The sequence below is a fragment of the Streptomyces sp. NPDC034084 genome, assembly GCF_055575535.1.
Genome location: NZ_JBVISK010000002.1, coordinates 1 through 24734, shown reverse-complemented (window position 1 = coordinate 24734; position 24734 = coordinate 1). Strand labels below are relative to the sequence as shown.

The 24734-nt window shown below is 71.1% G+C and carries 20 protein-coding genes and 2 pseudogenes; 12 read left to right on the top strand and 10 right to left on the bottom strand.

Translation table 11 applies throughout. The annotated features are described in order from the left end of the window. Positions 1–56: 56 nt before the first annotated feature. Complete coding sequence (locus ACZ51I_RS05620; protein WP_468871733.1) at positions 57–626, bottom strand: hypothetical protein; 570 nt, start codon at positions 624–626, stop codon at positions 57–59. A gap of 431 nt (positions 627–1057) precedes the next feature. On the opposite strand from ACZ51I_RS05620, the gene ACZ51I_RS05615 reads away from it, so the two are divergent. Continuing rightward, positions 1058–2305, top strand: coding sequence for a PP2C family protein-serine/threonine phosphatase (locus ACZ51I_RS05615; RefSeq protein ID WP_468871732.1), 1248 nt, complete (start codon positions 1058–1060; stop codon positions 2303–2305). Between the two features lie 170 nt (positions 2306–2475). Here the strand turns inward: ACZ51I_RS05615 and ACZ51I_RS05610 are convergent, their stop codons facing one another. Next, a complete protein-coding gene (locus tag ACZ51I_RS05610; RefSeq protein WP_468871730.1) occupies positions 2476–2826 on the bottom strand; it encodes an STAS domain-containing protein in 351 nt (116 codons plus the stop codon). 8 nt (positions 2827–2834) lie between these two features. After that, a complete protein-coding gene (locus ACZ51I_RS05605) occupies positions 2835–4304 on the bottom strand; it encodes a PP2C family protein-serine/threonine phosphatase (protein ID WP_468871729.1) in 1470 nt (489 codons plus the stop codon). Between the two features lie 501 nt (positions 4305–4805). On the opposite strand from ACZ51I_RS05605, the gene ACZ51I_RS05600 reads away from it, so the two are divergent. Next, positions 4806–5606 (top strand): uracil-DNA glycosylase, encoded by an 801-nt coding sequence (locus ACZ51I_RS05600; RefSeq protein WP_468871727.1) that lies wholly within the window; start codon positions 4806–4808, stop codon positions 5604–5606. A gap of 674 nt (positions 5607–6280) precedes the next feature. Beyond that, a complete protein-coding gene (locus ACZ51I_RS05595) occupies positions 6281–7540 on the top strand; it encodes an extracellular solute-binding protein (protein ID WP_468871726.1) in 1260 nt (419 codons plus the stop codon). Positions 7541–7581: 41 nt separating this feature from the next. Here ACZ51I_RS05595 and ACZ51I_RS05590 read toward each other — a convergent pair whose 3' ends face one another. Beyond that, positions 7582–9714: a SpoIIE family protein phosphatase gene (locus tag ACZ51I_RS05590; protein WP_468871725.1), complete on the bottom strand. Its 2133-nt coding sequence runs from the start codon at positions 9712–9714 to the stop codon at positions 7582–7584. Between the two features lie 230 nt (positions 9715–9944). On the opposite strand from ACZ51I_RS05590, the gene ACZ51I_RS05585 reads away from it, so the two are divergent. The 5 genes from ACZ51I_RS05585 to ACZ51I_RS05565 all read left to right on the top strand — a co-directional run bounded on the left by ACZ51I_RS05585 (position 9945) and on the right by ACZ51I_RS05565 (position 13664). Further along, positions 9945–10349, top strand: coding sequence for an RNB domain-containing ribonuclease (locus ACZ51I_RS05585; RefSeq protein ID WP_468871724.1), 405 nt, complete (start codon positions 9945–9947; stop codon positions 10347–10349). 11 nt (positions 10350–10360) lie between these two features. Further along, the gene (locus ACZ51I_RS05580) at positions 10361–11392 is read left to right on the top strand and encodes an AraC-like ligand-binding domain-containing protein (RefSeq protein WP_468871723.1); all 1032 of its coding nucleotides are present in this window, start codon (positions 10361–10363) and stop codon (positions 11390–11392) included. A 151-nt stretch (positions 11393–11543) separates the two neighbouring features. Beyond that, entirely contained in the window at positions 11544–12035 is a 492-nt protein-coding gene (locus tag ACZ51I_RS05575) for a cupin domain-containing protein (protein WP_468871721.1), read from the top strand. A 157-nt stretch (positions 12036–12192) separates the two neighbouring features. Beyond that, on the top strand, positions 12193–12840 hold the full coding sequence (locus tag ACZ51I_RS05570; RefSeq protein WP_468871720.1) for an alpha-ketoglutarate-dependent dioxygenase AlkB: 648 nt from the start codon (positions 12193–12195) through the stop codon (positions 12838–12840). A gap of 476 nt (positions 12841–13316) precedes the next feature. Next, entirely contained in the window at positions 13317–13664 is a 348-nt protein-coding gene (locus tag ACZ51I_RS05565; protein WP_468871718.1) for a hypothetical protein, read from the top strand. Positions 13665–14541: 877 nt separating this feature from the next. Here ACZ51I_RS05565 and ACZ51I_RS05560 read toward each other — a convergent pair. From ACZ51I_RS05560 to ACZ51I_RS05550, 3 genes and pseudogenes are all read right to left on the bottom strand, one after another. After that, on the bottom strand, positions 14542–15996 hold the full coding sequence (locus ACZ51I_RS05560) for a hypothetical protein (RefSeq protein WP_468871717.1): 1455 nt from the start codon (positions 15994–15996) through the stop codon (positions 14542–14544). A 99-nt stretch (positions 15997–16095) separates the two neighbouring features. After that, a pseudogene (locus tag ACZ51I_RS05555) lies at positions 16096–16503 on the bottom strand (SgcJ/EcaC family oxidoreductase). Between the two features lie 34 nt (positions 16504–16537). Continuing rightward, positions 16538–17008, bottom strand: a complete 471-nt coding sequence (locus ACZ51I_RS05550; protein WP_468871716.1) for a cupin domain-containing protein — start codon at positions 17006–17008, stop codon at positions 16538–16540. 76 nt (positions 17009–17084) lie between these two features. Between ACZ51I_RS05550 and ACZ51I_RS05545 the strand changes: the two genes are divergently transcribed. Beyond that, entirely contained in the window at positions 17085–17681 is a 597-nt protein-coding gene (locus ACZ51I_RS05545) for a TetR/AcrR family transcriptional regulator (protein ID WP_468871715.1), read from the top strand. On the opposite strand, the gene ACZ51I_RS05540 is transcribed toward ACZ51I_RS05545, so the two are convergent. Beyond that, the gene (locus tag ACZ51I_RS05540; protein WP_468871714.1) at positions 17678–18583 is read right to left on the bottom strand and encodes a poly-gamma-glutamate hydrolase family protein; all 906 of its coding nucleotides are present in this window, start codon (positions 18581–18583) and stop codon (positions 17678–17680) included. The two genes, ACZ51I_RS05545 and ACZ51I_RS05540, sit on opposite strands and share 4 nt — an antisense overlap. Before the next feature lie 79 nt (positions 18584–18662). Between ACZ51I_RS05540 and ACZ51I_RS05535 the strand changes: the two genes are divergently transcribed. The 3 genes and pseudogenes from ACZ51I_RS05535 to ACZ51I_RS05525 all read left to right on the top strand — a co-directional run. Beyond that, positions 18663–18983 (top strand): hypothetical protein, encoded by a 321-nt coding sequence (locus ACZ51I_RS05535; protein ID WP_468871712.1) that lies wholly within the window; start codon positions 18663–18665, stop codon positions 18981–18983. A gap of 17 nt (positions 18984–19000) precedes the next feature. Then, positions 19001–19414: a hypothetical protein gene (locus tag ACZ51I_RS05530; RefSeq protein WP_468871711.1), complete on the top strand. Its 414-nt coding sequence runs from the start codon at positions 19001–19003 to the stop codon at positions 19412–19414. A 2-nt stretch (positions 19415–19416) separates the two neighbouring features. Further along, a pseudogene (locus ACZ51I_RS05525) lies at positions 19417–19601 on the top strand (RidA family protein); the annotation flags it as partial. Between the two features lie 428 nt (positions 19602–20029). Here the strand turns inward: ACZ51I_RS05525 and ACZ51I_RS05520 are convergent. Both ACZ51I_RS05520 and ACZ51I_RS05515 read right to left on the bottom strand, forming a co-directional pair. After that, on the bottom strand, positions 20030–23578 hold the full coding sequence (locus ACZ51I_RS05520) for a tetratricopeptide repeat protein (RefSeq protein WP_468873769.1): 3549 nt from the start codon (positions 23576–23578) through the stop codon (positions 20030–20032). A gap of 63 nt (positions 23579–23641) precedes the next feature. Further along, positions 23642–23971 carry a trypco2 family protein gene (locus ACZ51I_RS05515; protein ID WP_468871710.1) on the bottom strand — a complete coding sequence of 110 codons (330 nt, stop codon included), beginning with the start codon at positions 23969–23971 and terminating at the stop codon, positions 23642–23644. Between the last annotated feature and the right edge of the window lie 763 nt (positions 23972–24734).

Genomic DNA, 24734 nt, shown 5'->3' with positions numbered 1-24734 from the left:
ACCTGGGAGACGTTCCGCCCGCCGTCGGAGGACCCGTGCGGGGCAGGGAGCGGGTCTCACATGAAGAGGTGACTTGCGGACCGGGCTCGATCCCACATGCCCGGGATCTGCTCGCCGGGACGCTGCTGCTCACCCTGCAAGGCGTTGAGTGCCACCAGGCATCCGGTGAGCGCCGGCACCATCCACTGCGCGCGGGCCAGCTGCCGCCGGGCCTTGTCGACGTCGATGGGGTGCTCCCGCGCCTTCTCCGCGTCCTGCGGATCGGAGGAGGCGGCCAGTTCGACCTTCTTGCCCAGGACCCGTGCGTAGGCGGTGGCGGCCAGGGCCGCGGCGGTGACGACGGTCTTGGCCGTGCTGGAAGCGGCCACGCCCTGCTGGGTGGCGACACGGTGGGCATTCACGGTCAGCAGTCCGACTCCGCCGAGCAGGTGCGCACCGATCGCGGCGGCGTTGACGGGTGTCCACTTCGCCCAGCCGACGGACGCGATCCTGTCCGTGGCCGCCGCCGTGCCGCCTTCGTCCTTGGCTGCGCCGTTGAGTCCGATCGCGCCCATCAGCGAGCCGCCGAACCAGGCGGCCAGGCCGACATCGTGCAGACTGCGAACGAAGGTGTTGCGTTCAGACATGATGGTGCTCCTCGGAAGAGGGGAACGTGGTGACCGACAGAGGTACGCACCCACCCTCGTCGGCTCCGGCCGCCGCCGCCATCACGGCTGATCCGAACGAGGCTACCCACAGTTCCCCACGCTTCAGGGCAGAACGTGAACGGGATGGGCTGCCCCGTCAGGGTGCCCCGGCCGACATCGGTCGCCGCTCCGGCCAAACCCGCCCCCCCCGCGGCGGGTTCGCGCGAGGTCGCGGCGCCGGCGGGTGACCAGGACACGATGTTCGCGTGATGCAATGTGAATCGTCAGGTCTCGGCCTGTTACGGATCTTCGTACTTCCGGCCGCGGCTCCCGGTCGGATGGAGCAGTAAGGGATCACTGTGAGCTCAGAAAGGCCGGACGGCGGGCAGATCCCACGTCTCACCGCAGGCGGAAGCCGTCGGGACGGAGTGATGACCTTGGCCGGGGCGCTGGAGGCGGCGGAGGCAGCAGCCCCCGTGGAGTCGCTCGACGTGGTCGCACGGATGCTCAGGGAGCGCCTCGGCGCGGCGTCGGTGTCGTTCCTCATCAGTGACTTCTCCGGCAACTCGGTCGTGCGGCTGGGAACTGCGGGCAGCGTCGAGACCGACGAGCCGGCCCGGCGTATCCCTTTGCGGGGCACTCTGTACGACGACGTGATCCGCAGCCAGCGGCCACGTGTGGACGACGGTGGCGGAGGTCAGCTGGTGCGGGTCGTCGCCCCGGTGACCAACCGCGGCGATGCCATCGGACTCCTCGAGCTGTTCCTGTCGGCGGTGCCGGATGCGGAGGTGATGCGGGAGATCGGCGCGACCGCCCACGCGCTGGCGTACATCGTCATCGCGAACCGGTCCCACACCGATGTGTACCAGTGGGGCCGCCGCACCACCCCGCTGAGCCTGGCCGCAGAAATCCAGCATCGGCTGCTCCCGGCGTCGCTGGCGTGCGAGGCGGCACAGTTCGCTGTCGCCGGAGCGCTGGAGCCCGCCGAACACGTGGGGGGCGACACCTTCGACTACGTGATCGACCGGGACACGGTCCAGCTCTCCGTGACCGACGCCATGGGTCACGATGTCGACGCCGCGCTGCTGGCCACCCTCGTGGTGGGTGCCCTGCGCGGGGCACGGCGGGCGGGCGCCGGACTCGCGGAACAGGCCCACCAGGCCGACCAGGCCATGCGGGACCACGGACGCACGGGCTACGTCACCGGGCAGCTGCTGCGCATCAGCCTGCTCGACGGCCGGGCCGAGTTGATCAACGCCGGGCACCCCCGGCCACTGCGGATGCGAGACGGGGAGGTACAAGAGCTCGCTCCCGAAGTCGACCTGCCGTTCGGTCTCAGCATGCACTCCGCACGCGCGCACACCTACCGGGTGCAGTCGCTGGACCTGCGGCCGGGCGACCGGCTGGTGATGCTGACGGACGGCATGCTGGAACGCAACGCCGAGAAGCTCGACCTGCCGGAGCTGATCGTCCGCACGCGCGCGCTCCATCCCCGCGAGGCCGCGCGCGCCCTCATCGGGGCGGTCGTCGACGCCGGCCACGGTCATCTGGACGACGACGCCACCGTCATGTGCCTGGACTGGCACGGCGTCGCCGACTCACGGCGGGACGCCGCTACGGGCGCCGACCTCGCCGACGCCTCGCAACCGTCCATGACGGAACGGACCGATGCCGGATGATGATCCCGAGGGCGAGGGGAGGCCGCCCCGGACCAGCAGCCGCAGCAGTCCCCTTGCCGCACGGGCGGCTTAGCCCGGCTCTCCCGCAAGTTCCAGGAGGCCGGCTCTGGAACAGCCGAATCAGGCCTGCCCTGGGTCGGCTGCCACTTGGGGCACAGTCAGGGCGAGCCTTACTGGTGAGCGGCGAGCGCCTCGGCGCTGGTGCGGTGGATGGGCAGGACGGTATGAAGTCCGGTCAGGGTGAGGATGCGCATGAGGCGGTCGGGAACGGCGGCCAGGACGAGCGATCCCGCTTCCCTTTGGGCCGCGTGCCAGATGCCGATCATGGCGCTGAGGCCGGCGGAGTCACAGAAATTGACGTCGCTCAGGTCCAGGATGAGCTGGTGGTGGCCCTGTTCGATCAGTTCCAGCGCGCCGGTGCGCAGGCCCGGAGCGGTGTGGAAGTCGATCGCGCCGGTCACCGTGATCACGGTGAATGAGCCGGGGATGTGCTGGACGGCCAGGTGGAGGGCATCGGTCACGAGGTGGCTCAGTGCTCCTGGCCGTCGTTGACGGCGGTCGAGGTGGTGGTGTGGGCGGTGGCGGCTGTGCCCGGCGCCACGGCGCTCTGCCCGGTGGGGAGGGACAGGGCCAGCAGGGCGACGTCGTCACCGGCCCCGTGGGGCAGCGAGTCGATCAGAGCGACGGCGTCCTCTACCAGTGCTGAGGCGGTGAGAGGCCCGACGCGGTCGGTGAGGAAGGCATGAAGCCCCTCGTCTCCGATCATGGTGTCGTCGCGGTTGCGGGCCTCGGTGAGTCCGTCGGTGTACAGCAGGAGGGCTTCACCGGGCTGAAGGTGCACGGTGGTCTCGGCGAAGTGCGCGTCGCGGATGGCGCCGATGAGCATCCCGCCCTCGGGCTGCACTTCGCGCACCTCGACCTGGGCGCCGTGGTGGGGGCGCAGGTGGTAGGAGGGTGGGTGGCCGCCGGTGGCCACGGTCACGGTGAAGCCGACCTCCTGGGGGGTGAGGATGCCGAAGACGGCGGTGCAAAAGCGGCTGCCGGCCGACACGTCGTCCAGCAGTGCGGTGTTCAGGGCTTCGAGTACGGCTACCGGGTCGGGGTCTATCTGGGCTGCGGCGCGCAGGGTGTATCGGGTCAGGGAGGTGACGGTGGCGGCCTCGGCGCCTTTGCCGCAGACGTCTCCCAGGAACAGCGCCCACCGGTCGGCGCCCAAGGGGAAAACGTCGTAGAAGTCACCGCCGACATTGTGGACGGAGGCGGTGTGGTAGTGGCAGGCCAGTTCCAGGCCGGGCACGGTCGGCAGAGCAGGGGGAAGCAGGGTGCGCTGGAGGGTGGAGGCGAAGGCGGCGAGGGCGGCCTTGTCCTTCTCCGCCTCTTGACGGGCTTCCTGTTCGCTCTCGGCCCGACTGCGCTCGGCCTCGGCCTGTCGGCTCTCGGCCTGCCGCTGCTGCTGTTCGTGGCGGATGGCCCGGAGCGCGGACAGCCGCAGTTCCAGCTGGTCCATCACGATCGCCGCCAGGTCCACCAGGGCCGCGGTGTCGGCGGGAGTGATGGCGCGGGGCTTGGTGTCGAGGATGTTGACGGTGCCCAGCCGGTGCCCATCGGCGGTGAGGATCGGTGCGGCGGCGTAGAAGCGCACTCCCAGCGGGCCGGTGACCAGAGGGTTGGCGCAGGCGACAGGGTCGGTGAGGGTGTCGGGAATCACCAGCGCGTCATCGCGCAGGACCGCCGAGGCACACAGGCCCGGGTCGCGGCCGATCTCGGCGACTCCGTCCAAACCGTGGGCGGCTTTGAACCAGATCCGGTCCGAGTCCACGATCGTCACCGTGGCCACCGGCACATCGAAGAGCCTGGCGGCGATCGCCGCGACACGGTCGAACGCTCCGTCGGGCGGGGTGTCTAGAATGCTGTAGCGGCGCACCGCGTCCATTCGCCGCGCCTCGACGGCGGGCAGCGGTACCACGCCTGTGGCAGGCGCCGCAGCCTTGCGAGACATGGCTGTTCGCCTCTCCTCGCCGCGACCCCGGGTGGGCGGCGGACCCCCGCAGCCTAGACGGACCGCGTGCGCGAACGCCACCAGCGGCCCAGCTCATCGCGCGGATAGATGATCAGCATGAGGGCCATGCGCCCAGCTCCCGCCCCACCTGCTCCAGGAGCACCAGGCCACGTCCGAACAAACAGATGAGGCTGAAGTCGGCGGCAGGAACGCCCAGCGTGGTCCAGGGCCGCGACCGGGTGACCCCTCGCCGGTCAGCCGGCCTCCCGGTCCGGGAGGTTCTCTATGGGGACGCCGCGTTAAGGGAGCCCGGTCGACCTCGTTCACATCGTTGATCATTCTTGCGTTGGCAAGGTAGGTCAGGAACCGATGTACAAGGGCAGGTCGCCCTCCCTGCGGACGCCGGTGACGAACACGGCCACGCCCGAGCGGCACCGACGGCCGGCTGTCACGATAAAGCGGATCGTCGGAAGCGACCGTGAGGTGAAAGAGGGGGCGAGGATGTCGACCGCCGAGGGGTATCCGCTGCGTGCCACCGCCCAGGCCCGCACGCTGGCCGACGTGGACGCCCGGCTCGTGGAGTGCCGGGCGTGTCCGCGGTTGGTGGCGTGGCGGGAGGAGACCGCTCGGGAAAAGCGAGCGGCGTTCCGGGACTGGGAGTACTGGGGCCGCCCCGTGCCCGGGTTCGGGCCCGCGGACGCCGGCCTGCTGATCATCGGTCTGGCGCCCGCTGCGCACGGCGCGAACCGGACCGGGCGGATGTTCACCGGCGACCGGGCAGGTGACCTGCTGTACGCGACGCTGTACGAACTGGGGCTGGCCTCCCGGGCGACGGTGACCGGTCGCGACGACGGGCTGGAGCTCACGGGCGTACGGGTCACCGCCCCCGTGCACTGCGCGCCGCCGGACAACCGCCCCACACCCGGTGAACGCGACACCTGCCGCCCGTGGCTGACACGGGAGGCGCGATTGCTGCGACCGACCTTGCGCGCGGTCGTCGCCCTGGGCGCCTTCGGCTGGCAGGCGGCCCTGGCAGCGCTGGGTGAGGCCGGGTGGAACGTGCCCCGGCCTCGACCGGCGTTCGGGCACGGCGTACAGGTGTCACTGACCCCTGCGGAGGGGCCGAGTGAGCCGCTCACCGTCTTCGGCTGCTACCACGTGAGTCAGCGCAACGTCTTCACCGGCAGGCTGACGCCGGAAATGCTCCGTCAGGTCCTCGTCGACGCAGCGCACACCGCCGGTCTCGGGGGAGTGAGGGAGCGGGTGGATCCGCCTGTCAACAGACCGGCGGACAAGGGGTGAAGTGAGCCGATGCGGCCCCCTCCGTCCGGCAGTGGAGGGTGCGCCGCATGCTTCGGACGGACTTCCCGTCCGTTGCACGACCGCGTCAGACGGCGCCGCGACCGTCGCCGGCGCCGCGACCAGCTGTCGGCATCCCTCCGCTCGGTGGCCTCACCCGGCGACATGAGTTGACGGGCAACCAGGCACCGATAGCCGCGTCGCGTTCGGTGCCCTTCGCGGACGTCCGGCTCCGGGACAGGGCGAGATGGAGGAGGGCCGGTCCGAACAGGCTCAGGCCCGCGTCCGCCAGGCGGTCCACCGCAGTGCGCCGGCCGCGACGATCGCGCCGCCCATCACCGAGCCCGCTGCCTCCTGAGCCGACCTCCACCAGGAACACGACCGCATGTCGCCGCCGCGGCACCGGCCGGCCTGAGCAGCCGAAGACGGCCTCCCCCGGCATGTGATCGGGCACGTCAATGCTCCTCCCCGGAGTCACGGTGGACATCGTGGAGGGTTCTACGCGCGTCGGAATCAGCGACGTCATATCGGAAAACACCATGCGCAAAAGACGCGGTTGGAGATACGACCACAACTGTTGAGCGGGGGGAGCAATTGGCCGCTGACCAGGAGAGACTTTCGGACGCACTGTTCCAAAAGATCCAGAGGAAAGATCCGTGCGACCAAGACTCTTCGGCATGACCGCCTCCGCGGCCGCAATCGGACTGCTGGCCTCCCTCCTCACCGCCTGCGGCTCGTCCGGGAGCGACGGGACGACCCTGCGCCTGGTGGCACCCGAGTACGGCGACAGTCCGGCGAACAGTTCCAAGGCCTACTGGGACAAGCTGATCGCCGCCTTCACCGCGGCCCACCCCGGCGCGAAGGTGGAGGTGACGCTCTATCCGTGGGCCGACGTCGACCACGAAGTCACCCGCATGGTGCAGGAGGACAACGCGCCGGACGTGGCGCTGATGGGCGCGTATTCCGACTTCGCCGCGCAGGGCCGTCTCTACGCCGCCGACGAGCTGCTGTCGATCAGAGCGGAGGCGAATTTCCTGCGACCGCTCGCGGCGGCGGGCTCGGTCCACAACACGCTCTACGGCTTGCCCTTCGTGGCGAGCAGCCGACTGCTCTTCTACAACAAGGAGCTGTTCGACAAGGCCGGAGCGAAACCGCCGAAGACCTGGTCGGACCTTGAGGACGCGGCCAAGGCCCTGAAGGAGGAGGGCGTTCTCTACCCGTACGCCCTTCCGCTCGGCCCCGAGGAGGCGCACGCCGAAGCCCTGATCTGGGAACTGAGCAACGGCGGCGGGTACACCGATCCCAGCGGCGGTTACGCCATCGCGTCCGAACGGAACACGCAGACGTTCCGCTGGATCAAGGAGAAGCTGGTCGTACCGGGCCTGACCGGTCCCGTCCCGCCGGCCCAGTTGAGCCGGCAGGACGCCTTCGCCGCATTCCTGCGCGGCGATGTCGGGATGGTGAACGGCTATCCCTCGCTCCTCCAGGAGGCCCAGGCCAGGGGAATGCGGGTCGGCACCTTGAGCATGCCGGTCTCGGACACACTGGGCGAGGGCAAGATCCCGCCGTCGGTGGGGGTCGCCGATTGGATGATGGCCTTCAAGCGCGACGGCAACCGCGAACTGGTGGGCTCGTTCCTGGACTCTGTGTACGAGGACAAGAACCTCTGCGAGTTCGCCGCGCGCTATCACCTCTTGCCGGCGACGGTGTCGGCCTCCGAGGCATCCAGGAGCGGCGCGACGGTGGACCCCGGCACCGAGCAGTTCCTGACCGCACTGCGCAGCGCCCAGCTCTACCCGGTCAACGAACCGTCGTGGCTGCGGGTCAGCGGCATCATCAAGCGGAACATCGGCAAGGCCGTCGCACCGTCCGCCGACCCGAAGACCGTGCTGGAGGACATCGCCGAGCAGGCCCGCGACGCGGCACCACAGGAGTAGAGGCCCTCCTGTACGAACCCTTACCAAACCGTACGAAACCGTCACCCGGGCCGTGAGGTCGCCCGCAGCAGCAATAGGGCGATGTCGTCCGTGTAGTGGGCGCTGGGCCGGGCCAGGCGCAGGAGCGTGTCGATCAGCCGGTCGAGGTTCTGGCCACTGTGCTCGGCGAGATGACAGGCCAGCTGTTGGGCGATCCGGTCCGGATCGACGCCGGGTACTTCGACGAGACCGTCGGTGTAGAACGCGAGCGTCGTGCCGGGGCTGAGAGGCAGCCGGGTCACGGGGTAGGAGACGTCGGGATCGATGCCCAGCAGCGGACCCGGTTCGAGATCCACGGCGTATCCCTGCCGGCCGGGCCGGTGCAGCAACGGCGGCGGATGGCCGGCACTTGCCAGGACGGCTTCCTGGCGGGACAGGTCGATGTGCGCGTACGTGCAGGAGACGAGGAGATCGCTTTCGATGTCGGCCAGTACGCGGTTGGTACGGGCGAGGACCTGATCGGGCGGCCCGCCGGCGGTGGCGTGAATGGCGGTGCGGACCTGCCCCATGAGGGCGGCGGCCGCCACGTTGTGCCCCTGGACATCGCCGATCACCGCCGCGGCGGTGGTGTCGTCGAGACGGATCACGTCGTAGAAATCGCCACCGATGTCCATGCCGTGGCTGGCCGGGAGGTAGCGGGCTGCCGTCTCCACCCCCGGCAGGACGGGCAGCCGGTGGGGCAGGAGGGCTTGCTGGAGGCCATGGGCGAGGTCCCGGGCCGCGTCGTAGAGACGGGCGCGGTCCAGGGCCTGGGCGATCAGCCCGGCGAGCGAGGTCAGGACGGCCCGTTCGTCGGCGCTGAACTCGCGGGGCCGGTCGTAGGAGAGGATGCAGCAGCCGACGGGCCGCCCGGAGACGAGCAGCGGCAGGAACGCCCATGCCCGTTTGCCGCTGATCCGCGGCGCCCGGGGGTGGCGTCGTGCCATCTCCTCGGGGCTGGAGTAGAAGGACGGGACCCCGTCGGCCAGAACCTGCCCGGCCGGAGTGAGATCCGTGTCGAGGGGCAGGCCGTCGAGGCGGTCGATGATCTCCTGGTCGTAGCCGTGGTGTCCAGTGATCTTGAGACGTCCGGCATCGGCGGCGGACAGCACCAGACCGTCGGCGTCGAAGGCGGGCATCACCTGATCGGCGACCAGCTCGACGACGTCGCGCACGGCGACCGTCTCGGTGAGGGCGGCCGCCAGGTGAACCAACTGGTAGAGACGTCCGACCTGCGCCGTACTCGACGGGGCGGACGGCTCGGACCGCGTCGTCACGGCAGTCGACTGTCGGCCGTGCTCGGGCACGGCGGCGCGGGTGATGCGAACGCTGATGCCACTGGCGTCAGGGTAGAGCTGAAAGCGGAGCCACGTGTCCGGGGGACGCAGGGACGTGAAGTCCACGGGATCACGGCTGATGACGGCGGTGCGGTAGTGGTCCTCGACCACTGCGTCGTCCAGCCAGGGCAGGGACTGCCAGGGCAGGGTGCCGAGCAGACGGCCGGCGTCGAGGCCGAGCATCGTCGCCGCTCCGGCGGTCACGAAGGTGATCCGGCCCTCCAGATCCATGCTGAGGGCGCCCTCGGGCAGGCGCTCGACATAGTCGAAGGCCGCACGGGAGGACTCGTCGCGGTGCGAGCGGTCGGCCGAGCGGACCGGGACGACGCGCGGCTGATCGGGGACCGTGAGCGGTGTGGGGGCCTCGTCCAGTACCCGGGCCATGCGCCGGGCGGCGGACGTGATGTGGCCGCGCTCGCGGCGGGAGGCGTCGACGGGGTGACTGGCGGGCCAGAGGAGGAAGATCGCTCCCCGGCAGCGGTCGCGCCCTTGCAGGGGAGCCGCGGCGAGAGCGAACCGGTAGGGCAGGCTGGCGGCGACGCGCGGATAGGCGCGGGCCATGGCGTTCTGCGAACCGACCCACACCAGGCGGTTCTCGCGGACGGCGTCGCTCACCGGCGCCGGTGAGCTCAGGGGCACCCGGCGCCATGGCCACGCGACCTCCAGCGGCACTCCGCAGATCCCGGCCATGCCCAGGACCTGGGTGGCCTCGTCGAGCAGGTAGACAGCCCCGGCGGAGGCCCCCGTACTCCGCACCATGTCGGCCAGCGTCTCGTCGACCAGACCCGCCGCCTCCGTCACCTCATGGGGTCGGCCCATCGCCGTACCTCGCCCTTTCGCCCGTATCCGCGACGACTCCCAGCAGCTGCACGGGTGCCGACGGTCACGGCCCTCGGTGCGCGAGAACGCCCTGCCACACCCGTATCTCGACCATACGCCGGGCACACCAGGTCACCGCTCCGGTGGACGTACGGCATCCGCCGACCGGCCCAGGCCACCCGGCCCCCCTCACTGCGCCGCTCCGTCGTCGCCGCCCTACGCTCGGGGCCATGCGACGCCGCCAGATGCACATGTCCCGCGAGGCCCAGGACGCCCTGTCCGAGGCACTGCAACAGCTCCGGGCAGAGCTGAAGGCCACTGCGGAATTTCCCGCGCACGTGCTCGAAGCCACGGAGGACGCCAAAACCGCGGTCCGAGTGCCCGAAAAGGACGCCACGCACCTGCCGTTGTTCACGATCGACCCGCCGGCCTCGAAGGATCTCGACCAGGCCGTGTCCCTGGAGCGGCGGCCCGGCGGCGGGTACCGCGTGAACTACGCCATCGCTGATGTAGCGGCCTTCGCCAAGGCCGGCAGTCCGTTGGACGCCGCCGAGGCCCACGACCGTATCGAGACGCTGTACTTCCCCGACCTCAAGGTGCCCCTGCACCCGCCGTCGATCTCCCAGGGTGGGTGAGAGGACGGGATATGGAGACCACGCGTTGCGATTCCAGCGACACCGGGGAGGGCTTCGAAGTATTCCGGGAGTCGGTGAACCACGTCATGCCCGTCACCCTGACCACGCCGCGGAGGGACGATTTCCGCGGCCACGTGACCGACATCGAACTAGGCGCCGTGCGTCTGGCCATGGTCACGTCCTCGCCGGTGGTGTCGCGCCGCACGCCCGCTCATGTACGCAAGGGAGACCCCGAGCGCTATCAGCTGGCGTTGATCACCGAGGGCTCCTACGGGATATCCCAGAACCGGCGTGAGGTCACGGTCGCGGCGGGAGATCTCCTGCTCACGGACACCTCGCGCCCCAGCGCGGGGTCGACCGTGCACGAGCGGGCGCAGACGCTCATTCTGCAGATCCCGCGTGCAGCTCTGTCCCTGCGGCACGCCAGGGTGGACGGCCTCATCGCGCAACGCATTCCGGGCGACGCGGGGACCGGGGCGATTCTGGCCGGCTTCATGAAGACCTTGTTCGCACACGGCCCGGCCTGCGAGGCGTCGGAGCGCACCGGAATGGGAGAGGTGGCGGTCGATCTCGCGACCGCGTGTCTGGCGCAGCACCTCGGAGCCCTGGCGGCCGTGCCCGGCGAAGCCCGTGCGCAGGTGATGCGGCAGAGGATCATCCGGTTCATCGACACCAATCTCGGTGACCCGGAACTCACGCCCCAGGCGATCGCCGATCAGCACGGGATCTCGCTCCGCTCCCTTCACGGACTCTTCCGCGATCTGCCGTACGGCGTGGCGGCCCGGATCCGCGAACGCCGACTGGAACATGTCCGCGCCGCCCTGGAACGCCCGGACTGGAGCAGCCTCCCCGTGCAGGCGATCGCGGCGCGGTGGGGCTTCTCCAACGCGTCCGCTTTCAGCCGGGTGTTCCGCAGCGCGTACGGGATGACTCCGACCCAGTACCGGGCGTGGGCCCGAGCGGGCGAGGGTGCACGGAATGCGCAGGAGTCCTGCGCGCCCGGCACATCCCGAGCCCGGCCGGATGATCTAGGTTCAAGGTGAGGGAGACGCGGCCGCCGAGCCCTTGCCCGCTCAGGTCGCCCGAGCAAGAGGTCGGGTGAGGGGGCCGTGCCGTTCGGGGGTCGGCACGGCCTCCCTCGTCCGAGGCGCCCCGGCCGCCGGGCGGCCAAACTGGTGAAGGAGAAGGAACGCGATGTCTTACCCGCTGTATCCGGAGCAGGTGTACCACCGCGAGGAAGGGGAGGTGAGTGCCGTCTTCCGTTCCGTGGACGCGCCCCCGGAGCTGGGGACCGCCGGGAAGGACGCCATTCACTACCTGGCCACCAAGGAGTCCACGAACGGGGAGTTCGGGCTCTACCGGGTGGAGATGAGCGCCGGGGCGGGCGGCCCGAAGACGCACTTCCACCGGACGATCTCGGAGTCCTTCTACGTGCTCGACGGCACGGTCCGGCTGTACGACGGCTCAGACTGGATCGACGCGCGAAAGGGGGACTTCCTGTACGTCCCCCAGGGCGGTCTGCACGCCTTCCGCAACGACTCGGACGCACCCGCCGAGATGCTGATGATCTTCGCTCCCGGGGCGGCTCGCGAGGCCTACTTCGAGGGGCTGTCCGCCCTCGCGGACGCGACGGACGAGGAGCGTACCGAGTTCTTCATCCGCCACGACTCCTACTTCGTGGAGTAGGGCGGGCAACCCCGGCGGCTCGTGGGCAGCAGTCGAGGGAGCCCGTGCGGCCGTTCGAATCACGGGATCCGACTGCTGACAACGCCACGCGGCCGACGTCGGGAGCTCCTGAGGTGATATTCGCTCACGTGTTCGGTTGATGGTCTAAGCTGGTCCCATGACCGCAGCACGACCCGCCCTGCCCGGACTCCAGGCCTCCCTGTTCGACCAGGGCGACGACATCCGGTGCGGTCCACTGGACGGGCTCCGGCGGACGGCGCTCGACGGCGGTGCCTGGATCGACCACCTGCCCGGCTGGCTGCACGGCGCCGACGCGCTGTTCGAGGAGCTGGCCGGACGGGTGCCCTGGCGGGCCGAGGAACGTCCGATGTACGACAACGTCGTCGCCGTGCCCCGGCTGCTGGCCCACTACGGGGAGGGCGTACCTCTCCCGCACCCCGCGCTCACGGAGGCCCGGGACGCCCTCGGCGCCCACTACGCCGCCGAACTCGGCGAACCCTTCGCCACCGCCGGCCTCTGCCTCTACCGCGACGGCCACGACAGCGTCGCCTGGCACGGCGACCGGACCGGCCGCTCTGCCACCCAGGACACGATGGTCGCCATCCTCTCCCTCGGCGACCCCCGCGATCTCGCCCTCCGCCCCCGCTCCGGCGGCCCGACGGCCCTTCGCCTGCCGCTCGGCCACGGCGACCTGGTGGTGATGGGCGGCTCCTGCCAGCGGACGTGGGAGCACGCCGTTCCCAAGACGAGCCGCGCCGTCGGCCCCCGCATCAGCGTCCAGTTCCGCCCGCGCGGAGTGCGCTGAGACCCGGCACGGGGGCCGACGGCTGCGCGTACCGCTCGAGAACCCGGTGCAGGGGTCAGCGGGACACCTCCGCCGGATCAACTGTCCGGTTCGGTCCGACAGATTTGCCTGGATTCGACACCAGTGAGCAGTCTCCGGAGTCAAAGACCAGCCCTTGCAACGGCGGTCATTCGAAGACACCGCCTAGGCTTCCAGGCCCTCGTCCCACACCCCGCCCGCGAAGCCGCAGCCACGTCGAGATCCTCCTCATCGACGACCAGGAGCACAACCACGCGCTCGGCCTCTGGGGCGGGCCAGGTCGGTTCCCGTCAGATGCTGTCAGGAAGTTTCGCTGCTCGTGGGCGGGGCGGGGGAGCAGAAGGTAAAGAGGGGACCGTCCTCGAAAGCTGCTCGTCGGGGGCTGTCCTCCTCCACACCTACCGTTGCCGGTCCGGGGCTAAGCTCCGTGGATGGAGCGAGCTGAGGTTCTGAGTCGAGTGATCGGGATCCTGACGGAGGCTCAGGAGATCCGGCGGGCGATGGAGGACGGGGGCGAGGAGGTTCTCGAGTCGGCGTCGGAGACCGGGCCCGGGGTGGTCACGGAAATGCTGAACGAGATGCTGCCCCACATCAGGGTGCCGGCCGACGCCACTCCGCAGGAGGTGGCCCGCCTCCTCGCCACGGCCCTCGGTCCCGCGCTGCACACCATGGTCTCCGGGTTCACCCTGGCGTTCACGAGTCTCGCCATGGCGCACGACGAGGGGCGGACCGACGTCTCCTCGGCCGAGGTCCTGCAGACCCTCGCCCTCGAGGTGGAGGCGGGCCGCTTCGACGAGGGCGCCTGAGCGGCGCCTCCCCTGACCGGCTCGGGTCGGGGGGAGACGCCGCAGCCGACCGCGACCGCGCCCTACCGCCTGCCGGGGTCAGCAGGCCCCGAACCACGTGTCGTCGGTCTGGTACCGCCGGCAGAAGGCTTCGGCGTAGGCCGCTCCGATCCGGCGCTGGGCGGCCTGGCCCGGTTGGGGCGCGTAGGCGGAGCCACCGGACCCGATGCCCTGCTCGGAGTGGTCGTCGTCGTGACCGGCCTGGTTCCCGGAGGCTCGTTGGCGACGGGGCGGATGCCGGGGCGCAGGGCCGGCTGAACAGCTTGCGGTTCGCGGCCTCGAACGCGTCCCAATCCTGGGAGAGCTCGGCGGCGGACCAGGCTGCCGCCGCCCCGTCCGCACAGGTCTCGTGCCGGCCGTGCAGCTGGACGGCGGCGGGCCGCGGCGTGCTGCCGAGGTCCGTCGGTAGCGCACGGAGGCGGCGATCTTTACCGGCTCCCCGATTCCCGGCAACCGATGGGCCTGGTCCCCCAGGTGATCGGTGACGGCAGCGACCCGCCGCGGCCCCTGGGGGCGAAGCCCCGGTGGGCGCGGCGGACGCCGGACTCCCCGCAAGGGTCTGCGGCACGAGGAGGGCCACCGTGGCCGCGGCGAGTGCGCGGTCTCGAAGGTCCCGCGGTCGCTCGGCCACCTTGGCGATCCTCACGGCCGTTCGCCGCGTCCGACGTCGCCGGCCCCCGTGCACCGCAACGTGGTGGAACGGTGCTTCAATCCGCTTGAAGCAGTGGCGCGGCATCGCCACCCGGTACGACGAGACCGCCCAGTCCTACGCAGCAGCCGTCAGCCTCACCGCACGCGTGATGTGGGCGTGACATTCGACGACAGAACCCAGGGGGTGTCATCCGTCCTGGCGTTCCGCCGGGAAGACGAAGAAGCCGTCGTCCGTGGTGAGGTAGCCGTAGCCGGTGGACCGGGAGAACAGCGGGACGCCGTCGCTCGGCAGATCCTTGGCCAGCACCTTCTTCGTGCGGGCGTCCACCGCGAGCGCGCTCGTGCCGGACCCGCCTTCCTTGTCGGTGTCGCCGTACAGCACGCCGTTCGGGGAGAAGCGGCGCGGCGTCAGCGGGATCTCGCCCTCGGCCTGCTTCCAGAGCTCCTTGCCGGTCCCGAGATCCCACACGGCGGTGCCCCCCTTCGTGTGGGCCGCCGCGAGCTTGTGGTCGGGCGAGAAGACCGAGGAGCCCTCGGTGTTGATCGTGTCGCCGGCGAAGTCGGCGTAGCGGTACGTGGTCGTTCCGCCGATCTGCTTACCGCTCGACAGGTCGTACGCCGCAGTGACGAAGGTGTCCGGCGAGAACGCGCCGGCGCCCCACGCGGTGAGGATCCGCCCGTCGCGTACGTCGAGGACGCGGACGGCTCCGCTGGTGCGCTTGTGGTCCTTGTCCAGCTCCACGCCTGGGGGCGGGGTGACGTCCGCCGTGCTCCACACCTTCTTCCCGGTGGCCAGCTCGGACATGACGAGCTGTTCGGGATCGGTCTCGTAGGTGGAGGCGTTCTCCACATGGAAGCCGTACGTGCCGGTGATCAGCGGAGCGTGTGCCTGTGCGCCGTCGATCTCGTGGTTGCGCGGGTCGAAGGAGCAGCGCGCGAGCGTGCCGGTGCAGGTGACCTTGTGGGGCGCGCCGCCGTCGACGGGCGTGAGCTTCAGGGTCGCGTCACCGTCCTGCTCGATCAGGTGGCCTTCGTGGATCGAGAGGCCCTTGCCGTCGCCCGTGTGCTCGATGGCGCCGAGCTGTGCTCCGTCGGCTCCGTACACGGTGACCGCGATGCTGCTCTTCTCCGCGCTCAGTCCGTCGGACTCCTGCGTGCGGGTCGTCGTGACCGCCACCGCCGGCACACCGTTGTGCCAGGTCGTGGCGGCGACGGTGCCGGCCTTCAGGTCGAGGGATGTGCGTACGGCTCCGGTCTTCACGTCCCGGAACTCCAGGGTCACCGCCTCCGGCTTGTCCGAGGAGTAGGCGGAGAAGAGCGTGCCGACCGTGCCGTCCAGGGGGTCGTTCTCGTATCCGCCGCGGGCGTATTCACCCTGACCGGTCTTCACGAAGAGGAGCACGTCGCCGAGGTCGACGGCTTCGGCGGGCGGCATGCTCCATGCCTGTTGCTTGGCGAGGCCGGGCAGGGCGGGACCGGCGTAGACGGGGCCCTTGGGCTTGGGGGCCGCGCCAGCTCCCTTGGCGCCGTTTTGGGCCGCGGTGCCGGACCCGCCCTTGCCGCCGTCGCTCTCGGAAGAGCAGCCTGTGACAAGGCCGAGAGCCAGGACGAGACTTGTGGCGATCAGTGTGTGCTTCTTCATGTCCCCGTTGTTTTCGCTGAAGTGCGCATGGCAAGTGCGTGATGATCTTCGCGAAAGCATAAGGGCGTCACGCCGGACTTTTCTCTGACCCCCGGCCGCTCACTGCCCGGCGGCGACCTGCGTGTTCTGGCAGGTCGTCAGGATCCAGCGGCGGTCGGGCTGCTTGGACACCACGTACAGCGGGGCGCCCTCGCTCTCCTCGCCGGGGGACAGGTACCGCTGGCGCACCTTGACCGCGGCGACATCGGGACGGATGAGGAGCGTGTGGGCCACCTCGCAGGTGACCTTGCCGTCCCGGGTCGCGACGGTGAGGACCTCGCGGGTGAACTCCGGTATCGCGTCACGGCCGATGAGGACCTTGCCGTGGGCGGTCGTCCAGATCGCGTCCGGGTGGAAGAGGCCGGGAAACTCCTCCGGGTTCTAGTTCTGCTGGGAGTGCTCGACGGTGGCGACCAGCCGCTCGACGGCTTCGATGTCGGCCGCGCGGATTGTGGTTTCCGTGGTCATGCGGATCGCTCTCCTGCCTCAAGCGCGCTTGAGGTCAAGCGGATTGCCGCTCCTCGTAGCTGATGTCGTACGCGGCGGCGATCGGGTTGACCTTCGTCGGGTCGAGTGCGCCGTCGGTGAGGACCGAGGGGCCTGCGTCGACCAGATCCTCGACGTAGTGCTCCCACCCTCCCGGGGAGGAGATCTGCAGGACCCGGGGCGGCGGCTCCGAGGCACTGCGGAGGGCATGCGGCACCCCTTGCGGAAGCAGCACGAAAGCGCCCTTCCCCGCCACGTACGTCCGGTCATCGAACTCGATCCCGAGCTCACCGTCCAGTACGTAGATGCACTCGTCCGCCGTGTGGTGGGTGTGTCGGGGGATGTCCCGTGCCACCTCCACCTCCAGCAGTGAGAACCGACCCTGGGTGTCCTCGGTCATCGCTTTGACCGCGAACGCGGGCGGCAGGGGGATCCGGCCGGGCCGTGCCTCGCCGGGCGGGAGAAGGATGAAGCGGTCGACAGACATGACGTGAGTCCTTCCGCGTGACATAATCCGGAAACGGAATCCGGTTCCGGATCAGAGTGGGAGAGGAACCACCGGGTTGTCAACACCCTCAACACCCCCGCAGCCCGCCGCCCGCAAGCCGCGCGCCGACGCGGAACGCAACCGCCTCCGTGTCGTGGAGGCGGCCCGTACGCTGTTCGCCGAGCGCGGCGACGACGCGCAGATGACCGACGTGGCGCGCGCGGCCGGAGTCGGCGTCGGCACCGTCTACCGGCATTTCCCGACGCGGGAAGCGTTGATCGAGGCCGCCGCCGAGCACCGGTTCGCGCAGATCCTGGACTTCGCGCGCACGGAATGCCTGCGCCGGCCGGAGGCGGGAGAAGGACTGGCCCGGTACCTGCGCCACGTCGGCGAGGTGCTGGACGGTGACCGCGGACTGTCCGCGTCGATCGAGGCGGCCAGGGGGTCCGCCGAGTCTGCTCCCAGGGGAGAGACTCGCGCACGACTCGAAAGAGCCGTCGGCACCTTGATCGAGCAGGGGCAGGCCGCGGGCACCGTCCGGGCCGACAGCACGGTCGCCGACGTCTACATGATCGTCGGATGCCTGTCCGCGGTCATCCGCACCGGCAGCGGTGACTGGCGCCGGCTCATCGACATCACCCTCGACGGACTGCGGCCGCGCGGGATGCGCTAGACGGCGTCGAGGCCCAGCTCGTGGTTCTTGATCGCCGCGCGTACGGCCCCGACGAAGCCGTTCCAGAAGTGGTCCGCGTACGGGTTGACCGTGCTCGGGACACCCGCCGTCGCCCGGCGCCTGGCCGCGCCGGAGAAGTCGCCGAACAGTGCCGAGCGCAACGCCGTGGACAGCTCCAGCTGGGCGCCGGCGCCGGTGCGGGTGCGGTTGACGATGTTGGCCGGGTCGTCGCCGTTGATGGGGTCGGTGGCGCCGGCCATGACGACGGACACGTTCCACTCGGGGTTGGCCAGGGGGCTGGTGAGACCGTGCGCGACGAACGCGGCCTGCAGGTTGCGCTTCAGGCGCGCGTCCCGGCCGCCGATGATGATCTTCTTCTGGGTGGTGTCGTCGAAACCGTGCAGGGAGACGGCGTACAGGTTGTTGGCGCAGACGGCGAGGGCGGCCGGGTCGTCGCAGTTGGTGGAGGTGACGTGCTGCGAGGCGGAGTTGGCGAGGGCCTCGAACATCCAGTAGTCCCGCTGCGGCTCGCCCGCCACCGCCGCGCTCGCCGGGTCGACGGTCGCGTCGAAGGGCGTGTAGCCGGCGACGGCCATGCACAGCTCGCTCGTACCGGCCTCGATTCCGCCGCCGTGCGGGGCGAGTACGGCGGTGCTGGTGACGGCGCTGCTGGTGGCCCGGGCGTTGTCGGTGACCTGCACCGGCGCGCCGACCCGGAACCGGCGCTGCCAGTCGGTGCCTTCCCTGGCCGCGCTACGGGTGTAGAGGTCGGTGTTGGAGTTGTACGTGTCGGCCGCCGCGGCCGGCGTGGCGCCGCTGCCCGCGATGGCGTTGAGGGTGGGCAGCGCGGCCGCGGCGGCGACGGCGGAGGTGAGGATGGTGCGTCGGCTGGTGTTCGTCATGGGGGAGATCCTCCAGCACCCGCCGACGCCCCATGCGGGCGGTCCTCTCTGTGCATGACAGGCCCCTAGGAACGATGCGATGCTCGGTTACTGGCTGGCGGTCGTCCGCCGACTGGCCCTGCCCGCGCTGGCGACCGGCACGGTGCTCGCGGCAGCCATGGCTGCCTTGCTCGTGCTGGGCGACGGCACACCGTGGAGCGGGGCCGCTCCCCAGGCCCCGGCCGCGGGCGCGGCGGGCGCCGTCGCCTTCGCCGTCGTACTCACGGTTACCACGGTGGTGAGCGCCGCCCGCACGGCGCGCCGGTACGGGCTCACGCTCGGCCCCGAAGCCGTGGCCCTGCCTGCCGTCCGCGACGTGCGGATGCCCACCATCGAGGACAGAACCGCCCGTTCCAACTGACGGACAGCGTGCGGCACGTGGTCGAGCACGACCCCTCCCTGTGCGTGGACGAGGTCACCGCGTTCGGGCACGGCATCCTGGACCTGACCATGCGCGGACCGTCGGGCTCGACGGTCTTCGTGCGTGTCCGCGTCACGACCGGACGACAGGAGACGGCCGCCGTCGTGGAGGCGCGTCCGGCAGCCACGTACAAGCGGCTCGACGCGGCGGGTTGCTGGTCCGTCGCCCGCGTCGTCGAGGAGCGCGTGGCGCGGGCTCTACGCGCCGAGACCGGGGACGGCGCCCTCTGGCGCCGGGCCACGCCCGAAGGAGACATCCGCCCCGGGCTTGGGCTGACACTGCCGAGGGGTGGCGAGACAATGGAAGGCGGGTGCCAACGGGTTGTGGACAGGATGTCCGCGCTCAACTCCCGATGGGAAGGGACGCGATGACCGTGGCTCGTGCCCTCACGCTGATCCGCTCCGCCTCCCTGTCCGACATCGCCGAGTATGCCTATGCAGCCACGGCACAGGCCGACGCCCGCCTGATCTTCCTCGCAGGGCCTGTCCCGTCAACGACGACGGCTGGACGGCAGCGAACAGGGACGACGCGGGTCAGGCATTGAAAGCAGTCGAGAACGAAGATTCAGTACCGCCCTGACCTCGTCGACGGCTGCATCGCCGCCACCGGCCTGAGCCCGGACGGCTGACCGGCGTCGAGAACTCGCCCGGAATACGCATCCCAGTCCGGATAGTCTCCCATCGCCACGTCGTCGCAGAAGGTCTCCCAGACCCCCGTTGTCCGCGAGAGCGGTCTCGTCGATGCGGAGACGAGAACGCGCAGCGCAGACCGACCTGTTCACCACCGTCAGCGAGGCCCCGCGCCGCGCTGACCGCGTCCGCGCGCACCGGGTGTACCAGAAGGTGCGCCATCGGCGCTCAACCGGCGGGCCGACCCGCGCCGGGGCCGCGCCGAGCGGAGGGGATCGGAGGGGAGCCCGGTACCACCGGGCTCCCCACCCGCCGTGTCCGGCGCCTGCCGCGACCGGCCCGCCGCGTCGGCCGCCGTCACCCGGAGGGCCTCCGCGCACCTCCCCGCCCCTTCGCCACGAGGTCGTACGCTGCCAGCTCGGGACGCAGGCGGAACGCCTCCGTGACGGCGGCCAGGGCCTCATCCCACCGGCGTGCCGCCTCGAGTCTCCGGGAGAGCCCGTACAGGCCGTTGGCGAGGTGCAGGACGTGGGTGTCGGGGTCGGTGTCGGCCAGCACCCGGTAGATCGCCACGGCTTCCTGGAGCGCAGCGATGACGTCCTGCTGCCGACCGTTCTTCTCCAGCCTGACGGAGAGTGAGATCAGGCTGCTCGCGAGGTCGGCCAGGTGCGTGCCCGGGTCACGGGACGCCAGGGTGCGGCGCAGGGCGAGGGCCTCCTCGACGGCCGCCAGGGCCTGTTCCTCCCGGCCCACGGCCGCCAGCCGCGTGCCGAGGGTGACCAGCTCGATCGCCAGATGGCGCAGGTGGACGTCCGGGTAGGCGACGGCCAGACGGCGGCAGATCAGGACGCACTCCTCGATCGCCGCCAGCGCCTCTTCGTGCCGGCCCAGAGCCGCGTACAGCGCGCCGACGGTGCTCACGCTCGCCGTGAGCTCGAGCAGGCGGGCGCCGGGGTGGAGGTCGGCCAGACTCCGCTGGATGCGCAACGCCTCCTCGGCAACCGCCAGCGCCTCCTCCTGCCGCCCCAGATCCTCCAGGGGCCACGCCAGCCGGGACAGGCTTTCAGCGAGAAGGGGCAGGTGGGCGTCGGGCCGGGTCTTCGCCGCGCTCCGGCTGATGCGCACCACGCGTTCGGCCACCGACAGGGCGTTCGCCAGCCAGCCCATTTCCGTTCCCTTGGCCGCCATCTTGTTCAGGACCGCGACGAGACCGGGGGAGTAGGAGGCGTAGCTGGCGGTGTCGGTGTCCACCAGTCGTTGGTGGAGAAGCGCGGCGTCCACGAGGACGTTCATCGCCTCTTGCTTCCGGCCCAGGTCCCACAGCCGATCGGAGTGGACTTCCAGGCTCCGGGCGAGCTGGCGGACGTCGGAGTCGGCCCCGGTGCCGGCCCGCCGGCGTAGGCTTACGGCTTCCTCGGACGCGGCCAGGGCCTCCTGCCGCCGCCCGAGGTCGCCCAGCCGGCCGGCGAGGTTGTTCAGGCTCTCGACCAGGTCGGGCACGTGGGCCTCGGGATCGGCGTCGGCCAGGCTGCGGGAGAGGGCGACGGCTTCCGTGACGGCCGCCGCGGCCTCCTCCCGGCGCCCGAGGTCCCCCAGCCGGTCGGCGAAGCCGTTGAGACTTGCGACCAGCAGCACGGGGTCCGGACGCGCATCGACCCGCGGCCCAGGATCCGGCAGTACGCCGTCCGGCTGCGCCCCGGCCAGGGCACGCGAGAGCACGACGGCCTCCTCGGCCGGGGCCAGGGCCTCCAGGCGCCGGTCCAGACCGGCCAGCCGCGAGGAGAGGATCTGCAGGGCCCGGACGAGGTCCGGCGTCCGGCCGGGCGTGTGGTGGGGCATTGCGCGCAGGCGCTCGACCAGGTGCCGGGCCAGGTCACAGGCCCACAGGGCCAGGCGCCGGCTGAGCGGGACGCGGTCGCTGAGCTGCTGGAGGGTGTCCAGCGAGGTGCCGGGGTCATCCGTGATCTCACGCAGGCCCGCCACCAGGGGCTCGGAGTGCTCCACGTACGTGGCGGCGGCCATCACGGTCGGTGCGAGGACGGTACGGTGCCGGACGCACAGCGCCGTCAACTCCGTGTCGAGCCGCCCCTGGAAGACGGAGTGCGCCGCCGCACGGCTGTAGAGGGCCAGCAACCGGGTCGCCTGTGCCCCGGTGACGCCGGGAACGAGCTGGTGGGCCAGCAGGGGATCGGCTTCCAGTCGACGGCCGACCAGACGCTCCGCCAACCGGTCCGGCTGCAGGCCGCCCCACGGGCCCGAACGGCCGGGCGGCGGATACAGTGCGGCGATCCAGGCCCGCACGGCATCGCGGCGGTCGCGCGGCTGGTCGGCCAGGCCCACCACCTTGTGCAGCAGCGCGTCTGCCTCGTCGTGAGTGTCGGCTCCGACCAGCAGCGCGGCGGCCAGGGCGGTGTCGAGCGTGCCCGCGCCCAGCATGGCACCGAGGCCGCGGGCGGCGGCGCTCTGCTCCCAGTAGCGGCGCTCGTGCAACAGCAGCCGGTCCTCGACGCAGGCCGCAGCCGCCGCCCCGGAACCGTGCCCGCCCGGTGCCGGGCCGGGCTCGGCGGCGTCCAACAAGTCCGCCAGGGCGGTCATGTGCAGGGTCAGCGCGTTGTCCAGCCCCGCCCGGTCCACCTCCGGAGGGGCGAGGGAGGCCGCCAGCGCCGGCCAGTCGTACCCCTGCCAGCCGCGCACCTCCGGCAGCGCCGCCGCGAAGGCCTCCGCCGCCCGCCGGTACGACGTACGGCGCATCGCCACATCTGTCTCCAACGCCGACAGCGCGACCACCGGCGTGCCGTCGAGCAACTCCTCGCCGGCACGCCGGACGGCCTGCGCACGGATCCACCAGTCCCCGGCCGTCCGTGCCAGCAGCAGGATCTTGAAGGCAGTGCCCCCACCGTGCTCGGCAGCGGCCTCCAGCAGCGCGGCGAGCTGCGCGGTCCGCGTCTCGGCGTAGTCCAGCACCACCAGCAGCGGCTTGGCGGCCCTGCTCACCGTACGCAGCTCCTCGGGAGCGGCACTGGTGCGCGGCCACAGCACCGCCCACCCGTCCGCAGCCAGTTCGGCGGCCAGCTGGTGGGCCACCCGGGTCTTGCCCTGCCCCGCCGCCCCGTGCAGCAGCCAGCTGCCGAACCCCTCCTGCCGGCACCAGTCGGCCAACCGCCCCAGCAGCTCCTCGCGGCCGTGGAACCCCACCACCTGCCGACCCGCCTGCAGCAGCGCTGCCGCAGACCCCAGACCACCGCTCAGCAGCACCGGATCGGCCTCGGCCAACTCCTGGAATTCCACCGCCTCCAGCGCCATCGCACCGGCGCCGTGCTCGGTCAACACGGCGCGGAACCGAGCGTCGTGGTGCAGCACGTACGCCGGCACCACCGCAAGCGCGGCGTGCGCCGAGTGCCCCGCATCGGCGGCCACCACACCGGTCAGCAGCCGACCGCAGAACATCGCGGCTCCCGACAGGCCGCCCCACGGCGAGGACCCGTCCACCGGCCAAGCAGGCGGATGCTGGACGAGGTTCATCATGTGCCGGTTGCCCACGTAGCCGCTGCCCGGATTCACCGTCCCGGCGAGCTGCGCGGCCTCCACCGCGGCCTCCGGCCGCTGGACCACATCCGGCACACCCCACGTCTGACAGGCCTGCCCGGGGTGCTCGGTCACCAGGCGCCCCCACCGGACCCCGGGCCCAGTCGGCGGGCGCCACCCGTCGTCGTCGACGAGCACCAGCGCCGCATCGTCACGCCCGCCGGGCGTACCGCACCACACCACCACGGCGCCGAACACCGCGTCGCCACCCGGCCGGAACACCTGCACCAGCGCCCCTGACCGGGCGACGACGTGCGCCGAGGTCAGCACGAGCCGCGGCCCGACGAGATACCCCGACCCCGGCCCGCCCGGGCCCCCCACCGCGACCAAGCGTTCCCGCCTCACCGCATCCCCCTCACCATCCGCCCCGCCGCCGACGCCCCATCAGTCCCGGATCCGCCCGCTCGCGTCACCGGGGCCGGCAGCCCGGCCCTCCGCCCCGCCGACCAGCAGATCACCGCCGTGCGGAGGCCTGGGGGTGAGGGTGAGCGACACCCGGTGGGTACGGCCCCGGGACACCCCCGCCTCCGCCTCCGCGGCCACCGCCCACACCCGGAAGCCCGTCTTCGCCCTCGCGTCGGCGCGCAGCTCGACCTCGAACTCCATCTCCACCGGCCCCACCACGAACGCGATGTCCTGCCCGGCCCCGCGTGCCGCGGCCTCCAGCAACTCGTCCCGCACCGCCGCCACCGCGTCGGCCAACCCGATCTCCACGAACTTCACCCGTCTGTCGACAATGTGTTCCCCTGGGCCGAGCGTAGAAGCACATCCCCGCCCCACGCAGGCGATCACCAACGCTCGACCGACTCCGGCCAGGTCGGCCGCCAACGCCCGGAGGGGGGTGTTGGTGAGCCGAGTGTTTGTCGGCCTGTGATGTTGCGGCTTCATTGAGAGGTGGGGTGGGTGGTTGGGTCGGGGTGGGCGGGGTGTGTGAGCTGCGCTTATGTGTTGTGTGGTTGGAGTGCAGCAGGCTGGCCCATCAAGGAAGGTCCGGGTGCTGTCACGTGCGACGGCGACGGAACCGGCAGGGCGGTCGGTCGCGACGTCGACGCTCATCGTGTCCATCGAGCCCCCTGGGCTCTGATCGCCCATGCCCGCTCTCCCCGCCCGCCGCATCTGCCCGACAAGCGGCGGTTGACCCGGTGCGACCGCCCTGCCCCCACCCGTATCACTGTTCGAGGCCGATTACCTCGTCACCGGACACACGAAAATCTATATCGGCCGGAGTAGACATTGGGTGGTGGCCTGGCTATGGTTTCTCTCGTAGCTCAGAAGGACAGTAGGGCCTGGCAGAGACGAACTGCCGGCAAGCAGTACCAGCGGTACAGGTAGTCGCAGTGCGCAGGACGGTGCGGCGGTGGAGTTTCGAAGCCAGGGTTGTTGCAGGACGGCGACGGGACTGACGGCCGGACCGGGTGGCCCGCGGTGATCAGGGGCCGCCGCGCGGGACCGCGGTCATGACCGATGCGGTACCCGT

Excerpts from the sequence above, each read along its gene's own strand:
- ACZ51I_RS05605 (WP_468871729.1), bottom strand. The coding sequence starts at position 4,304 with ATGTCTCGCAAGGCTGCGGCGCCTGCCACAGGCGTGGTACCGCTGCCC.
- ACZ51I_RS05535 (WP_468871712.1), top strand. The coding sequence starts at position 18,663 with ATGCTCGGTTACTGGCTGGCGGTCGTCCGCCGACTGGCCCTGCCCGCG.
- ACZ51I_RS05575 (WP_468871721.1), top strand. The coding sequence starts at position 11,544 with ATGTCTTACCCGCTGTATCCGGAGCAGGTGTACCACCGCGAGGAAGGG.
- ACZ51I_RS05540 (WP_468871714.1), bottom strand. The coding sequence starts at position 18,583 with ATGACGAACACCAGCCGACGCACCATCCTCACCTCCGCCGTCGCCGCC.
- ACZ51I_RS05550 (WP_468871716.1), bottom strand. The coding sequence starts at position 17,008 with ATGTCTGTCGACCGCTTCATCCTTCTCCCGCCCGGCGAGGCACGGCCC.
- ACZ51I_RS05570 (WP_468871720.1), top strand. The coding sequence starts at position 12,193 with ATGACCGCAGCACGACCCGCCCTGCCCGGACTCCAGGCCTCCCTGTTC.
- ACZ51I_RS05590 (WP_468871725.1), bottom strand. The coding sequence starts at position 9,714 with ATGGGCCGACCCCATGAGGTGACGGAGGCGGCGGGTCTGGTCGACGAG.
- ACZ51I_RS05580 (WP_468871723.1), top strand. The coding sequence starts at position 10,361 with ATGGAGACCACGCGTTGCGATTCCAGCGACACCGGGGAGGGCTTCGAA.
- ACZ51I_RS05620 (WP_468871733.1), bottom strand. The coding sequence starts at position 626 with ATGTCTGAACGCAACACCTTCGTTCGCAGTCTGCACGATGTCGGCCTG.
- ACZ51I_RS05560 (WP_468871717.1), bottom strand. The coding sequence starts at position 15,996 with ATGAAGAAGCACACACTGATCGCCACAAGTCTCGTCCTGGCTCTCGGC.
- ACZ51I_RS05585 (WP_468871724.1), top strand. The coding sequence starts at position 9,945 with ATGCGACGCCGCCAGATGCACATGTCCCGCGAGGCCCAGGACGCCCTG.
- ACZ51I_RS05595 (WP_468871726.1), top strand. The coding sequence starts at position 6,281 with ATGACCGCCTCCGCGGCCGCAATCGGACTGCTGGCCTCCCTCCTCACC.
- ACZ51I_RS05600 (WP_468871727.1), top strand. The coding sequence starts at position 4,806 with ATGTCGACCGCCGAGGGGTATCCGCTGCGTGCCACCGCCCAGGCCCGC.
- ACZ51I_RS05615 (WP_468871732.1), top strand. The coding sequence starts at position 1,058 with ATGACCTTGGCCGGGGCGCTGGAGGCGGCGGAGGCAGCAGCCCCCGTG.